The following is a 14808-nucleotide window of genomic DNA, read 5'->3' on the forward strand; positions in this document are numbered from 1 at the left end:
TAGTAATATTATGCGATTATCCCCTTCCCTCCTTTTGCTGGTATCAGGCTTAATGCTCTGTTCCCCCTCTTCCTATGGAGACTGGACTTCCCCGCATCCACTCCAGCAGGAAGAAGCCGCTCCGGCAGCCCTCATTCCCTTCCCGGCCCATGTTGACTGGAAGACGGGGACATGCCCCAAAAAGGCTCCTGTTTCCGTGAAAAAGAACGCGGCTCTGGCCAAGACGCTGGGCAAGGAAGGCTACGAGCTCCAGGTCCGCCCCGGCGGCATCCTGATCAGGGCCGCCACGGACGCAGGCGTTTTTTATGCCCGCAGGACGCTGGACCAGCTGGGAGCCGGGGGGGATTATCCATGCTGCGACATCAAAGACAGCCCGGCGTTCGCCATCCGCTGCTTCATGCATGACGTAGGCCGCAATTTCCGGTCCATTGAGACGCTCAAGGCGGACATTGATGAAATGGCCCGGCTGAAGCTGAATGCCTTCCACTGGCACCTGACGGATTACCCCGCATGGCGCATCCAGTGCAAGAAGTACCCTGTGCTGAATGACCCTTCCAAGAGGATCAAGGGCCGGGACGTCAACGACACCTACACTTACGACCAGATCAGGGACCTGTTCCGCTACGCCAGGAAGCGCCACATCCAGATCATCCCGGAAATCGACATGCCGGGGCACAGCACCTATTTCAAGAACTGCTTCGGCTTCCCGATGCACGATCCCAGGGGCATCAAGATTCTGGAGGAACTGCTGGAAGAGTTCTGCCGGGAAATTCCGGTGGAGATGTCCCCCTACCTGCACATCGGCGCGGATGAAATCCGCATCCCCAACGGGAAGCAGTTTGCGGACCGGATGGCGGCCAAGGTCAAATCTCTGGGCCGCCAGCCCATCCAGTGGGCGGGCAACAATGACCTGCCCGTTTCCGGAGACAGCTACGCCCAGTTGTGGAATGACGAGAATTCCGTAGGACTGCCGGACCCCGCCAAGCAGAAGAATCCCTATTTTGATTCCACGGCAGGCTACATCAATTCCTTTGACCCCGGCATTCTGGTGCGCAGGAATTTCTTCCGCCAGCCCTGTGGAACGGCAAAGAGCGACGACCACTCCCTGGGCGTCATCCAGTGCCTGTGGCCGGATACCCGGGTGGAGGACAAGAAGAACATCCCCATCCAGAGCCCCCAGTGGCCCGCCATGTTCGCCATGGCTGAACGCAGCTGGAAGGGCCTTCCGGAGGATGGCTCCCGCTTTGCCGGCAAACTGCCGGAGAAGGATACGGAGGCCTACCAGGCTTTCTCCCTGTTTGAGAAACGCATGGAAGCCCTGGCCGGAAACAAGCCCTTCCCCTACTGGCGTGATTCCTTTGTGGAATGGACCGTGTTCGGCCCCGTTCAGAAGGACAGGCAGGAGGAAGTGAGGAACGGCCTGCTGGCGGGGAAATCCCCTGCGGGGCTGGAGCCGGTCCAGGCGCGCGGCGGCAATCTGTACTTCCGCTCCCGTGCGGGAGCGGAAGGCCTGTTCTCCAAAGCAAAGCCCGGTAACACCGCCTGGGCGGAGACGACTTTTTACGCGCCCAGGGCGGGCACCATGTACGCCATGGTGGGGTTCGACGCTCCGGCCCGCTCCACGCGGCGCTGTTCCGGAGTCCCGGCAGCCGGGGAATGGTCCCAGTGCGGCACCAGAATATGGGTGAACGGAAAGGAAGTGAAAAATCCCCAGACCTACAAGCTGGCAGGACAGCGGCGTTATGAAAAGCACACCTGGAATTCCCCCGCCAATGAAATACCCTTTGACAATGAGGAATTCTGGTGGGCACGTCCCCCCGTTCCCTTCCAGGTGAAGGCCGGAGAAAACAAAATCCTGATTGAACAGCCGTATACGGGCAGCTTCCAGTCCTGGGGCATCAGCTTTATTCCGGTGAAAAAATCGGGAGAACGCTGGATTGCCGATCCAGGCTATTCCGTCAAGACCGGGCCTGCAAAGTAAGATTCCATTTTTTGCTGAAATGAAAGAAAAACGCCTGCTTCCCCTGCTGGCCGTCCTTCTGGCAATTCCTTTCACCGCAGCCGCCCAGCGGCCCAACGTCATCCTGATCCTGATGGACGACATGGGCTGGGGGGATCTGCCTTCCTACCAGGACCAGCGCATGAAGGAGGGATTGCCCGCCATGGACAATCCCGGACTGAGAACACTGGCCAGCGAAGGAATGACGCTGACGCGCCATTATTCCTCCGCCCCGCTTTGCGCCCCGGCCCGCAGCTCCCTGTTCACGGGGGTGCACCAGGGGCATGCCAAGGTGATCCGGGACAGGTCCTTTGACCTGCCCATCGAACAGGCCCCAACGCTCGGCACCGTCATGCAGTCCGCCGGGTACAGGACGGCCCTCATCGGCAAATGGGGGATAGGCGGAGGAACGGAACACGCGGGCACTCCGCAGGAATCCACGGCCTACCCCACCAAACGCGGCTTTGACTACTACTTCGGCTACCTGGACCACGTCAGCGGCCACCACCATTATCCCAAGGAAGACCCCAATCCCATTTCCCCCACCAAGAGAAGCGGCATCTGGGACGGGGACAAGTGCGTCACGGCGGATTGCGACAAGGCGTACTCCGTGGACCTGCTGACGGCCCGCGCCAAAAAATGGATTATAGATACGCACCGCCAGAATCCCCGCCAGCCCTTCTTCCTGGCGCTGACCCACGTAGCCCCCCACTCCCAGCTCCAGATCCCCACCGGCCCCTATCCGGAAGGCCGCGGCGTAAAGGGCGGCGTGCAATGGATCGGGAAGCCCCACAAGCTGGTGAATACCGCGGAGGGCAAGATCAACTCCTACATCTATCCGCGGTATGCGGACAAGAAATGGCCCATGGCGCAGAAGAAGTACGCCACCATGATCGCGCGGCTGAGCGATTCCTTTGAAGACCTCATCCAGACTCTCAAGGACCTGAACATTGACAGGAACACCGTCATCATTATGACGTCGGACAACGGCCCGCATGACGAAGGCGGCCAGAATCCGCAGTTCTTCCGCAATTACGGGCCTTTTGACGGCATCAAACAGGACGCATGGGAAGGCGGCTTCCGCGTTCCCACCATCGTCCGCTGGCCCGGCCGCGTTCCGACCGGTTCCGTCAGCGACCATCCATCCCAGTTCCACGACTGGATGGCTACGCTGGCCGCCATCGGCGGCGTCAGGGCTCCCTTCCGGAGTGACGGCGTTTCCCTGCTCCCCACCCTGCTGAACAAGGGAACCCAGCCGGACAGCCGCCTGTACATGGAATACAGCGCCAAGATGTCCCGGAACAAGACGACGACGCCCGGCTACCAGGATTTTCTCCCGTCCAGGAGGAACGCCGTCCGGGGCGACCAGCAGATGGTCTACCTCGGCAAATACAAGGGGGTGCGTACCAACATCCAGTCCCATGCGGATCCGTTTGAAATTTACGATACCGCGAAGGACCCGGCGGAACGCCATGACCTAAAGGACACGCCGGAAGGGAAAAAGATGCAACCCATCATGCACGACAAGGTGCTGAGAATGAGGCGCGTTTACGATTATACCCACCCGGTGCGCGGCACCTTTGCCCAGCGGCCCTATGATGCAGAACCTGTTCCGGCCCTCCGGAAGGAGGAAATGCCCGGCAACCTGGTTCCCCTGACGGCGCAGTCCTCCCAGGGCGTCCGCCGGAAGGACGGCAGCATGAAAAGAGAGCTTTATCTGAACGTTCCGGAAACCGGGAAATACGTCTTCTTCATGAAAACCCCGGCGAAAAAGGGAGCTAAAGCGTTCGTCAGGCTGCACGACGCGCATCTGCTGGATGCGGAATACGGCTACAAGCCCGGCGCGGAGGTATCCTCCTCCATGGGGGAAGGAACGACGGAAGGAGATGCAGGAAAAACTGGGCTGAAGCCCATCCCGCTGGAAAAGGGCTGGCATCCCCTGCTGGTGGAAACGGAAGGCTTCCCCGGGCTTCCCGAACTATTCTGGCAGAGGGAAGGCGGCAGGAAAGAGGCCATTCCGGTCCAGGCCTTCCGCATGGCAGCTCCCTGAACGGATGGGGCGGAGACATCCGCGCCGCCGCCCCTACGTTCATTTTCCCCCGGTCACCAGGACGAGGACACGCGGGAAATACCGTTTGAGGAACAGGTAAACGCCCCGTGCCAGCATGTACACGACAGGCACCAGACACCACCAAACCCAGGGTGCCCACGGGGACGGGAAGCACGTTTCCACCCCTGTCAGGGCAATCAGCACGAAGATGTGGGAACAGTACACGAAAAAGCTGCCGGACGACCACCGCGCCAGCCGTTCCGACAGCGCGGGGCTGACGGCCCTGGCCACTATTCCGAAGCTCAGGAAGGCCAGAACAATCAGTCCGGAAAAAGCGACGTCCGGAACCAGGAAGGTATCCGCACAGCTTGCCCAGACAAGGGCCGCAGAGGCCAGAATAATGGACGCGTGCACGGCCAGGGGCATCTTCCCCCAGCGGTCCAGGCAACCCGGTGCGGAAGACGCCAGCATGATGCCGAGCACGAAGTCCCCGAACATATAGGGACTGGGCCACGCCAGGGTGTCATCCCACCGGTGCAGGAACAGGCAGAACAGGCCGAGCGCGTAAAGCGCGGGACGCCAGCGGTGCAGCAGGAACGCCGCCAGGGTAAAAATCATCAGGTCCCGCAGGAACCACATCGGGGTCAGCAGGGGACACGTTCCCGCCCCGAACACGGAAGCCAGCGAACCAGGGGAAAGGGACATGCCCGCTACCAGCCAGTAGGCCGCACACCAGAAGAGGTACGGCCACAGCAGGGACAGCAGGCGCCCGCCCGTCCATTTTCCAGCCCCGCTCCCCTCCAGGCGGGAGGCGGAAAAATATCCCGCCAGCAGGAAAAACGTCGCCAGCGCCGGACCGATCAGCCATTCGTTGGGAAGAAAGGGGCCGGAAGGCACATGCTGCATGACGACGACCAGCGTTGCCAGCAGCCGCGCAGTCTCCACCCAGGGCAAACGGGGGCGGACTTCTGCGCCGGATAAGGGGGAGATGGTCATGACGGTGCCCATTCTGGATGATCGCTCTGAAAAAGCACTATTTTTATTATGTGAATAACCGGCCTGTCGTTCGCAAGGCTTTCAAATGCTTTCACAACAGGCACGCATGAAACAGGCGTTTTCCCATACCTGCTTTCTTATGCCGAAGGGGAAGCTGGCGGCGTGTCAATTCAATCTCATGTACAAGAGCGGGTAAGGGTTTCCCTGCTCGTCATGGGCCGTTCTTTTATGGACTTGAAAGCCCATGTATTCATAAAAACCTCTGGCGAGCGGATTTTGCTCGTTCACGGCCAATTCATTGATGGAATAAGCTTCGATTCCATATTCCACCAACTTCTTACCGAGGCCATTCCCCCGTTCTTCGCTTGCAATGAACAGCATTTCAAGTTTCTGGCCGCCAATCCCCATCAGGCCGACAGGAAATTCGTTTTCGTTCTCCGCAACGATCAGATGAGGTATCTCTCTTAATGCTTGCGGAATGTATTCCTTAATATTTTCTATTTCGCTGTCCGGCAAAAACAGGTGCGTCTCCCTGACAGATTTTTCCCACAGTTCCATGAGCTGCCGTATCAGCAACGTAGTTCCTTCCTGGATTTCAATGATTCTCATATTCCACTAAAAGCTGTCTTCATTAATACCGGCCATACCTTGGCGTGCTTGCGCATTGGCAGCACTCCTACCTGACCGGACCTTTACAAAATCCCGTACTGCTCCGCAACTAGGCCCCTTATTTCATCAAAGGTTTTCACTGCGGGAGGATTGTCCGGGTGGGCTCCCAGATGTTTTTCCATCCACACCATATGGTACCAGCGGCCGAACTTGTACCCGCACTGATGAAACTTTCCTGCGAATTGATATCCCAAACGTTCGTGGAACTGCACGCTGTCCCGCCCAAGCCAGGGGTCTTCCGCCTCCGGACAGGCAATGCAGGCGTTTAGATTCAGGATATTCTGCAAGGAAAGAATCTTTTCCAGCGCTGCGTACAATTCCCGCCCTATGCCCATTTTTTTCCGGTCTTCCCGGACGTAAACCGTCGTTTCCACGGCCCAGCGGTACGCGGCACGGTTCTTGAAAACGCCGGCATAGGCATAACCGGCAATTTCCCCTTCCCTTTCGCAAATCAGGAAGGGGTATTTTTCCAGCACATGGCCGATTCTTTCCTCAAATTCCTGTACCTCCGGTACTTCATATTCAAACGTGACGGCTGTTTTTTCCACATACGGAGCATAAATTTCAAGCAGCTTTGCCGCGTCCCGCCTTGTCGCAATCCTGATGGTATGATGATTTTTCATCCTGCTCCCCGTCTTTTCCGATTGATCTCCCTGGGCCCAATGCCGCCATTCTAATTATTTCACAGGCAACTGTCAATGTTGGCGCCTCCGGCAGGGAAAACACGGCCCGGCGACAAGAAAGCCGGATAATGTGCCTCGCCAGCTTCCAGCCGCCGGTTCTTCCGTTATTCCTTCCTTTTAACGGCAAAAAAGATGTCCATGGAAGGATGGCTGCGAATACTTTTTTCCGTATGGAGTTCGTACTCCATGTTCAGGGTCCCGTATGGGCTCTGCGGGAGCCATTTTTGGTAAAAGTACCTTTTGGCGGCCCCAATGGCCGCGCCCCATAAAAATCCCAGCCGGGGCCTGACCGTCATTCCGGCATATTCCCCGGGGGGAAGAAACGCCTGCTCCAGCCCGTCTTTTTCAAGTGTGCCGCCCACAAATAGTTCAAAGGAACCATTCCGGCCATCATAGTTTCTGGACAGAACAAAGAAGGGAAGCACGCTTCCCCGCGGCACGGAAGCCAGGGAATGATAAGCCGCTGAAAGGGCATGGATATCCGCGGAGATCGTTTGATCGCCGGATTGCCTCCCTATTCCCCAGATGGCCTGTTCCCCCAGGTTCACTATTTCCACTGCCGGTTTTGACATGCCGTTTTTTCTCCTAATAAAGTTCCGTTTTTCCCTGCCCGCTTGAACCAGTGCGCCCAGTAATGAACATGCTGCCCTGCATCCATTGCGGCAACAGTATAAACCGGGTTTTTCACGGCCCTTCCCCTACGTTTCCCCGGTAGAACGAACGCCCGCAAAAAGGCCGGATTCCCCGCGGAACCCGGCCATTGGAAAGGATACGGCATCGTGCCGCTCCCCGGCTCAGGAATAAAACCCGATGTCCGGCTCACGTTCCTGCCGCCTGCGCTTGAAATACGGGTTGCGGTAGCGGTGGATGCACTTGCTGGGGGCGCCGGGAGTATAGTGGAGCGGGTCCGCCTCCTTGGCGGCTTCCCGGCCCAGTATCTCCACAAAGTCCTTCAGAGATATTTCCAGGTCTGCATCGTGGCATGCCAGGGCGGCGGACAGGCGCACCTTCCCGTTGTCATAGTCCACGTACATGGCAAACAGCGTGGTCTGGTACAGATGCCACGGTTCGCTTTCCAATTCTCCGGACTGGTGCTGGCTGATGGCCTCCAGCAGCCACGTCAGCGCGTGTTCCAGTTCCAGATTGTCCAGAACATCCCGGATGAGGGACGTTTCATGGCCGAAGACGGCCACGCTTTCCTGTTGTCTTGCCCTGTTGATTTTCATGTCTTGGTTCTCCTTTCCGGTTTCCCTTGTTGAGCGGGGACGGCGGATGGCTCTGCCGCTCCAACTAGCTTGGACACTTTTTTTCAACAGGTTGTTCAATATGAATTCGGGAATTTGTCAGCCCATGTCCACTTTCCCGATGTAGGGCAATTCCCGGTAACGCTCATCCAGGTCCATGCCGAAGCCTACAAGAAATTCATCTCCCTGCGTAAAACCTACGTAGTCAGCTTCAAAAGGCACTTTCCGGCAGCAGTGCTTGTCCACGGCCACGGCGGTGAGAACCTGCCGCACCCCCTGCCTTTTCAATTCCCGGCAAACTTCAGCCAGAGTAGCGCCCGTATCCAGCACGTCATCCACCACCAGAACGGGCACGTCAGGCCGGAACGGCCCGCAGTCCCCATCCCATGCCACGGAGCCGGAATGTTCCATTCCGGCGTAGCTGGTGATCTTGACGGTTTTCACCACGGGCCGGGATTTCAAATGCCCTTTCAGCATCGTGGCGAAAGGGAGGGCGCCGTTCAGCAGCAACAGCAGAATATAGGGCCTGCCTGCCATGGCCGCGTCAATGGAGGCGGCCAGTTCCTTGACGCGCGCGCGGATGGCTTCCTCTCCAATCAGGGGTGTGATGGTGTAAGTCATGGAAACGGAAGCATGATAGCGTTCTCCCACAAGGAAATCAATCCTTGAAGGAGAACGGTTGACGGCGGAAAATGCTTCCGGTATGTTGCGGCTGAGATGATCGGCATCCCGAACTACCGCATGTTTTCAGGGTTTCTCCTGGTGATTCTTCCGCTGCTGTGGCTGGGCGCATGCGCTTTTACATGGGTTTTCCTTTCCATTCCTCCCCAGCCGGAAGTTATGGGAGAGAGCATGAGAGCCGTTTTCTCCCTTTTCGCCCCGTTTTTAAGCGTGGGAATCCTGGCGGTTCTGCTGGACATCTGGTTCGGCAAGAGGATTTATGAAGCCAGGAACGGCTGGGTGCATGCGGAAAAAAGGCTGTTCGGCCTGCGCCGGGATGCTTTTGACTATGATCCGGAGCTTTTGTCGGAATGCTCCGTGCTTCATGTGGACGAGCATACACCGTTGAGCGGGGAAGAACTGGAACGGCTGAGGCATGCAGGCGCCACTATCTGCCGCAGGGGAAGAAGGGGGCAGCAATATCCGGCTCCCTGCTGGGTCTGCCGCCTCGTTTACGACGGCCAGGTTCTCTTCCTGCTGGCGGCGCCTTCACGGGAACCTGCCGACCGTCTAGCGGAGTTCATGGCAGCCGTGATACGGACACGCCGGGAAAGAGGCGCGTGATTTGCTCACAGACCGCTTCCGCCCCGGGAAGCGCGGGCCAGCCTTGCGGCTCCGGTTTTCCGTTTGGCGGGAACCGGTAGCGGAATACCAGATCTTCCGGCCCGGCTCGATGGGCAACAAGGCGGATTTTCCGCAGTTCCGCCCCGTTCCACTGCCGGAACAGGACGCCGTTGCCGTCCGCGGACGGCCCCAGGGACAACAGGCGCATATTCGTCAGGGCGTGCAGGACGGCGTTGGCCCGGCGCGTTTCCAAAACCGCGTTGATCAAAAGCATGCCGAGGAGGGCAATACCAAAAAACAGCATATTCCCATGACCGCCAGCGCGCACATGACCTCACCCGTCCAGACCGGAGCGGACGCCGCTATGCAACATCCCCAGCCCCATGCCGCGGCAAAGAAAACCGAAAACAGCATTCCCTTCCATTCCTTCGCGGCCCTTCTCCACCATCCGCAGCGGGATTTTCCCTGCCACAGAATTTTTTCTCCCGGCAGCAGGCGTTCGGCCAGTCTGTCACGTTCCTCCCGTGTCAACAATTCCTGCATGTTTATCCTCTCCGTTTCCGCCTCTATACCAGACGGAAAGGCGGCTTGCACTCCTTTTGTTCCGGGAAATGCCAATCAGCAACGGCGTAGTATTGAAATGAGCGTCGGCAAACTTTTTCCTGAAATCCGTTACGTCCCTGCGGACGCGTGCCGTTCAATGGCCTCCAGGGGCTTGCGGCGCTTCATCCGGCAGAGGGCGCGGAGGCGCATTTAACGGTAGCCTACCGCTGGGCCGCATGGTAAAGTAGGGCAGAAATGACTGATTCCCCTTCCAAGCGCCTTTTTATTCTGGATGGAATGGCTCTGGCCTATAGAGCCCATTTTGCCTTTTTCTCCAACCCCATCCGTAATTCCAAGGGCGTCAACACGTCCGCCGTGTACGGCTTCGCCAATACGCTGCTGGGCATTCTGGAGCATGAACACCCCACGCACATCGCGGCCTGCTTTGATACTTCCGCCCCCACGGCGCGCCATGAGCTTTACCCTGCCTATAAGGCCAACAGGGAGTCCATGCCGGAAGATTTGAGCTACCAGATGCCTCTGATTTTCAGGCTTCTGGAGGCCATGAACATTCCCATCCTGCGCTATGAGGGGTATGAGGCGGACGATACGATAGGCACGCTGGCCCGCATCGCGGACGGCACGAAGGAGTTCCAGACCTACATGGTTTCCCAGGACAAGGACCTGGGCCAGCTCATTTCCCCCACCTGCTATTTGTGGAAACCCGGCAAGCGGGGCAACGACCACGAGGTGGTTGACCTGGAAAAGCTCAAGGAACAATGGGGCATTGAACGCGCGGACCAGGTGATCGACATCCTGGCCCTCATGGGCGATAGCTCGGACAATATTCCGGGGCTTCCCGGCGTGGGTGAAAAGACGGCCAAACTGCTAATCGGGGAGTTCGGCACCGTGGAGAACCTGCTGGCGAATGCGGACAAGCTGAAGGGAAAGCGCAGGCAGATCGTGGAGGAAAACGGAGCCATGGCGACCCTTTCCAAACAACTGGCCACCATTGACCGGGACGTTCCCCTGACCGTGACCCTGCCTGAACTGGTCAAAAGAGACCCCAGTCCGGAAGAGCTGCTGGCCCTCCTTCAGGAGCTTGAGTTCCGTTCCATGCAGGCCAAGCTGTTCGGGAAAAAAGCGCCGGAAGCCAGGAAGCCCCCCTCCCTGCGGACGATTTGTTTGCTCCGGCCCAGGCGGAACAGCCCCCGGCGGAGGCTCCCGCCGCCCCGGCGGCGGACGCGCGGCAGAACGGTTCCGGCCAAATGGATTTGTTTGAGGAACGCCATCTGAAAACGGTGGATGATTTCAAGCACGAGTATATCATTGCGGATACGGAGGAAGCCCGTTCCGCCATGGTTGCCGAGCTGGAAAAGCATGATTCCTGGTGCTTCGACACGGAGACGACAGGCCTGAATCCCCTCACGGACAAGCTGCTGGGCGTCGCCTTCTGCGCGGAACCGCACAAGGCATGGTACATGCCTGTCTCCGGTCCGGCGGACCTGGAAGCGGTCAGGCCGCTTTTGGAAGGCCCTGCGGAGAAGACCGGGCACCATCTGAAGTTTGATCTGGAAGTTTTGCGCGCCAACGGCATACGGGTTAAAGGCCCCTTTTTTGACACGCTGCTGGCGCACGCCCTGATCGCCCCCGGCATGAAGCACGGCATGGACCTTCTGGCGGAGAACCTGCTGCAATATTCCACCATCAAGCTGAAGGACATTGCCGCGCCGGGAGCCAGGAAGCGCGAGCTGGATACCAGCGGCATTCCCGTGGAGGTCATGGGCAAATATTCGGCGGAGGATGCGGATATTACCCTCCAGCTTTCCGCCATCCTGAAAAAGCAGGTGAAGGAGAGCGGCATGGAGGAGCTGTTCCGCACGGTGGAACTGCCTCTTCTCCCCGTGCTGGCGGACATGGAGTTCACCGGCATCCGCGTGCTTCCGGAATCCCTGGAAGAGGCTTCCGTCAAGGTGGGAGCCATTATTGACGGCCTGCGGGAGAAGATTGAAGAGGCCGCCGGCCATCCCCTGAACCTGAATTCCCCCAAGCAGCTCGGCGATTTCCTGTTCGGGGAGCTGGAGCTGGTGAAGAAGCCCAAGAAGACGAAGACGGGCCAGTTCGTGACGGATGAAGATACCCTCTCCGCCCTGGCTCCCCAGCATCCCATTGTGGCGGATATCCTGGCCTACCGGGAGAACATGAAGCTGAAGAGCACGTACCTGGACGCGCTGCCCAGGTACATCTGCCCGCGGGACGGCCGCATCCACACCCAGTTCCACCAGATGCTGACCGCTACCGGGCGGCTGGCTTCCCAGGACCCCAATCTCCAGAATATTCCGGTAAGAACGGAACAGGGGCGCCTGATCCGCACGGCCTTCGTCCCCGCCTCCGGGGAGTACACCATGCTTTCCGCGGATTATTCCCAGATTGAGCTGCGCATCATGGCGGCGCTTTCCGGAGACCCCGCCATGTGCGAGGCCTTCCGGGAAGGCCGGGACATCCATACGGAGACGGCGGCCAGGGTGTACGGCATTCCCCGCGACCAGGTGGACGCCGTCATGCGCCGTGCGGCCAAGACGGTGAACTTCGGCATCATTTACGGCATTTCCGCCTTCGGCCTTTCCCAGCGGCTGGGCTGCCCCCGCAGTGAGGCCGCCACGCTGATTGAAAATTACTTCATCCAGTTCCCCGTGGTCAAGTCCTTCATGGAGGACCTGGTGCACAAGGCGGAACAGGCCGGTTACGCGGAAACGCTGCTGGGCCGCAGGAGAATGATTCCGGAGATCAATTCCGCCAACAAGACCATCAAGTCCGCCGCGGAGCGCACCGCCATCAATACCCCCATCCAGGGCACCGCGGCGGATATGATCAAGATAGCCATGATCCATGTGGACAAGCTACTGGAAGGCACCAGGTCCCGCCTTATCCTGCAAATTCACGACGAGCTGCTGGTGGACCTCCACAAGGACGAGACGGAGCTCATTCCAAAGATTGAGGAAGCCATGATCGGCGCCCTTCCCCTTCCCAACGGCGTTCCCATTCTGGTAGAAGCCAGAACGGGGAATAACTGGCTGGAAGCCCACTAGGATTTTGCGGCGGACCAGGGGCGCGGACCGCCCCTCCCGTCCCCCGTATTTTTGAATTGACGGATGCCTCCCGATTGCGGATTCTTCCGGATTATGCACTCATCATCCCTGCCAGCAATTGCCCTGGCTGCCTGTTCCTGCGTTTGCTTTCAGACAGCCGCTGCGTCCGTAACCTATCCGGGAACAACACCGGGAGCCCCCGCCGCCCACCGGGAAGGGGATGTTTATACGTTAAGCAACAATATTCTGAGCGCCTCATGGAAGGTGGACGGCAGCAGGCTGATTCCCCTGGGAATCGTGAACAAGGAGCGGGGTGCCAAGGACGAAAAGGCCGCCACCGGCGCCCAGGCTCCGGAATTGTTCCGCCTTTCCACGGAGAAGGACGCCTACAATCTCCCCTCCTCCCGGTTTGTGATGGAAGGAGTTCCCGCCATCAGCGCATTGAAAGGGCATTCCGCCGGCCTCCGCCTGGGGGAACGGCTGGAAGGGGCCGTTATTTCCGCCGTTTTCCGGGACAAAAACAGCGGGCTGACGGTTCACTGGAAGGCGGAATTGAGGGAGGGTTCCTCCTACGTCAAGGAAACCTACCGGATTGAAGCGTCCAAGGAGGTGGATTTGAAGAAAGTCCAGTTGATTGATTTGCAGGATCCCACCCTGGCCGTGAAGGGCACCGTACCGGGCAGCCCACTGGTCAGCGAGCGGGAAGGCACGTTTGCCGGCATTGAACTTCCCGTAGCCAGGGCCCAGGCCGCCGGAGGAACGGGAACCGTCGGGTTTGACTGCAACCTTCCCATGGGCAGCGGTAACGCCCAGACGTTCACCACGGTGCTGGGCGTATGGCCGGAGAACCAGCTTCGCCGCGGGTTCCTTTATTATCTGGAACGGGAACGGGCTGCGCCCTACCGTCAGTTTCTGCATTACAACGGCTGGTATGACGACGGCCTGGACCCCACGGAAAAGACGCTCGTCAAGACAGCCGGGGAATACAGGAAGGAACTGGGTTCCCGCCACGTCAGGCTGGACGGCTTCGTGCTGGATGACGGCTGGGACGACGTTAATGAAGACCTCTGGCAGCCCTCCACCAAAAAATTCCCGCACGGGTTTGAACCTGTAGTCAAGGCGGTCGGGAAGATTCCTTCCGGCTTCGGCATCTGGATTTCTCCGCTGGGAGGGTATTTCGGCCCGGAAAAGAGGGTTCAGCATGCCAAGGACAAAGGCATTCTCCCGGCTGACGCCGCGGGATTCGACCTTTCCTGCCCCCAGTATTACAAGTGGTTCAAAAAACGCTGCTCCGACTTGATGCAGAAGGACAAGGTGACCTATTTCAAGTGGGACAAGGCCGGAGACGGCATCAGCCCCCATTTCATGGCCCTTCTTTCCATCGCCAACGACCTTCGCCGGGAGAATCCCCGCCTGTTCATCAACACGACGGTAGGCACCTGGCCCTCCCCCTTCTGGCTCAACCATGTGGATTCCACCTGGCGCAGCGGTACGGCGGACGTAGGCTGGACGGGCAAGGGAGACGACCGCGAACAGTGGATCACGTTCCGCGACGGGGCCTGCTATAACGTCATCGTCAAGCCCGGCCCGCTTTATCCCCTGAACTCCATCATGCACCACGGCATGGTGCTGGGCACCAAGTTCCAGGCCGCGCGCGTCAGCAAGGGAGAGGACGGGAAGCAGGACAACAGGGACCTGAAGAACGACGCCCGCATTTATTTCGGTTCCGGAGCCAATCTCCAGGAACTTTATCTCACGCCGTCCATGATGGACAAAAAGGCGTGGGACGACGTGGCGGCCGGGGCCCGCTGGGCCCGGCGCTTCCAGGACGTCCTGGCCGACGTGCACTGGGTGGGCGGCAACCCGAACCAGCTGGAACCGTACGGCTATGCGGCATGGAGCCCGCGGGGCTGCACGCTGGCCCTCCGCAATCCGGACGACCGGCCGCGGACGATTGATCTGGATGCGTCAACCGTCTTTGAACCCGTCAAGGGAGTGCCCGCCGTTTTCCCCATGAAGGCCTCCTACCCGGACCAGCGCGTCAAAACGCTGAATTTGGAACAGGGCAAGCCGGTGAGCCTGGAACTTCAACCTTTTGAGGTGCTGGTGTTCGACATGAGAACGAACGGACACTGACCCATGGGCCGCCGGCCATTGAGCGCAACGCCATGCCTCCCCCTTCCGGGCGGCATGGTTTTTTTATGGCCTCTCCGGAGCCTGATTTCCGGAGCGCCTTTTGAAAGGGACAAGC

Annotated in this window: 13 protein-coding genes; 6 read left to right on the top strand and 7 right to left on the bottom strand. The window is 59.0% G+C overall.

From position 1 onward, the window contains the following. The first annotated feature begins 52 nt into the window (after nucleotides 1-52). Together PVA48_RS14140 and PVA48_RS14145 are read left to right on the top strand one after the other, a co-directional pair. Nucleotides 53-1981, top strand: a complete 1929-nt coding sequence (locus PVA48_RS14140) for a family 20 glycosylhydrolase (RefSeq protein WP_215709535.1) — start codon at nucleotides 53-55, stop codon at nucleotides 1979-1981. A gap of 19 nt (nucleotides 1982-2000) precedes the next feature. Then, nucleotides 2001-4049 carry a sulfatase-like hydrolase/transferase gene (locus PVA48_RS14145; protein ID WP_102728217.1) on the top strand — a complete coding sequence of 683 codons (2049 nt, stop codon included), beginning with the start codon at nucleotides 2001-2003 and terminating at the stop codon, nucleotides 4047-4049. 39 nt (nucleotides 4050-4088) lie between these two features. Here PVA48_RS14145 and PVA48_RS14150 read toward each other — a convergent pair whose 3' ends face one another. The 6 genes from PVA48_RS14150 to PVA48_RS14175 form a co-directional block, all read right to left on the bottom strand. Next, on the bottom strand, nucleotides 4089-5045 hold the full coding sequence (locus tag PVA48_RS14150; RefSeq protein WP_180975160.1) for an acyltransferase family protein: 957 nt from the start codon (nucleotides 5043-5045) through the stop codon (nucleotides 4089-4091). A 165-nt stretch (nucleotides 5046-5210) separates the two neighbouring features. After that, nucleotides 5211-5654, bottom strand: coding sequence for a GNAT family N-acetyltransferase (locus PVA48_RS14155; RefSeq protein ID WP_102728219.1), 444 nt, complete (start codon nucleotides 5652-5654; stop codon nucleotides 5211-5213). An 83-nt stretch (nucleotides 5655-5737) separates the two neighbouring features. Then, complete coding sequence (locus tag PVA48_RS14160) at nucleotides 5738-6337, bottom strand: GNAT family N-acetyltransferase (protein WP_102728220.1); 600 nt, start codon at nucleotides 6335-6337, stop codon at nucleotides 5738-5740. 164 nt (nucleotides 6338-6501) lie between these two features. Further along, nucleotides 6502-6969 carry a GyrI-like domain-containing protein gene (locus PVA48_RS14165; RefSeq protein WP_102728221.1) on the bottom strand — a complete coding sequence of 156 codons (468 nt, stop codon included), beginning with the start codon at nucleotides 6967-6969 and terminating at the stop codon, nucleotides 6502-6504. A gap of 222 nt (nucleotides 6970-7191) precedes the next feature. Beyond that, complete coding sequence (locus PVA48_RS14170) at nucleotides 7192-7623, bottom strand: hypothetical protein (protein WP_022398274.1); 432 nt, start codon at nucleotides 7621-7623, stop codon at nucleotides 7192-7194. A 117-nt stretch (nucleotides 7624-7740) separates the two neighbouring features. Then, the gene (locus PVA48_RS14175; protein ID WP_146018197.1) at nucleotides 7741-8262 is read right to left on the bottom strand and encodes a phosphoribosyltransferase; all 522 of its coding nucleotides are present in this window, start codon (nucleotides 8260-8262) and stop codon (nucleotides 7741-7743) included. Between the two features lie 96 nt (nucleotides 8263-8358). Between PVA48_RS14175 and PVA48_RS14180 the strand changes: the two genes are divergently transcribed. Further along, the gene (locus PVA48_RS14180) at nucleotides 8359-8925 is read left to right on the top strand and encodes a hypothetical protein (protein WP_102728222.1); all 567 of its coding nucleotides are present in this window, start codon (nucleotides 8359-8361) and stop codon (nucleotides 8923-8925) included. Here the strand turns inward: PVA48_RS14180 and PVA48_RS14185 are convergent. Beyond that, complete coding sequence (locus tag PVA48_RS14185) at nucleotides 8882-9199, bottom strand: hypothetical protein (protein WP_423231928.1); 318 nt, start codon at nucleotides 9197-9199, stop codon at nucleotides 8882-8884. The two genes, PVA48_RS14180 and PVA48_RS14185, sit on opposite strands and share 44 nt — an antisense overlap. Before the next feature lie 524 nt (nucleotides 9200-9723). Between PVA48_RS14185 and PVA48_RS14190 the strand changes: the two genes are divergently transcribed. The 3 genes from PVA48_RS14190 (at nucleotide 9724) to PVA48_RS14200 (ending at nucleotide 14693) form a co-directional block, all read left to right on the top strand. Continuing rightward, nucleotides 9724-10764, top strand: coding sequence for a 5'-3' exonuclease (locus PVA48_RS14190; RefSeq protein ID WP_423231929.1), 1041 nt, complete (start codon nucleotides 9724-9726; stop codon nucleotides 10762-10764). Further along, nucleotides 10650-12557 (top strand): DNA polymerase, encoded by a 1908-nt coding sequence (locus tag PVA48_RS14195; protein WP_423231930.1) that lies wholly within the window; start codon nucleotides 10650-10652, stop codon nucleotides 12555-12557. Before PVA48_RS14190 ends, PVA48_RS14195 begins: the two co-directional genes overlap by 115 nt. Nucleotides 12558-12650: 93 nt before the next feature. Then, the gene (locus tag PVA48_RS14200) at nucleotides 12651-14693 is read left to right on the top strand and encodes an alpha-galactosidase (protein ID WP_180975161.1); all 2043 of its coding nucleotides are present in this window, start codon (nucleotides 12651-12653) and stop codon (nucleotides 14691-14693) included. Nucleotides 14694-14808 lie beyond the last annotated feature (115 nt).

This window comes from Akkermansia sp. JRP_AM1 (genome assembly GCF_049262625.1).
Lineage (GTDB): Bacteria > Verrucomicrobiota > Verrucomicrobiia > Verrucomicrobiales > Akkermansiaceae > Akkermansia > Akkermansia massiliensis.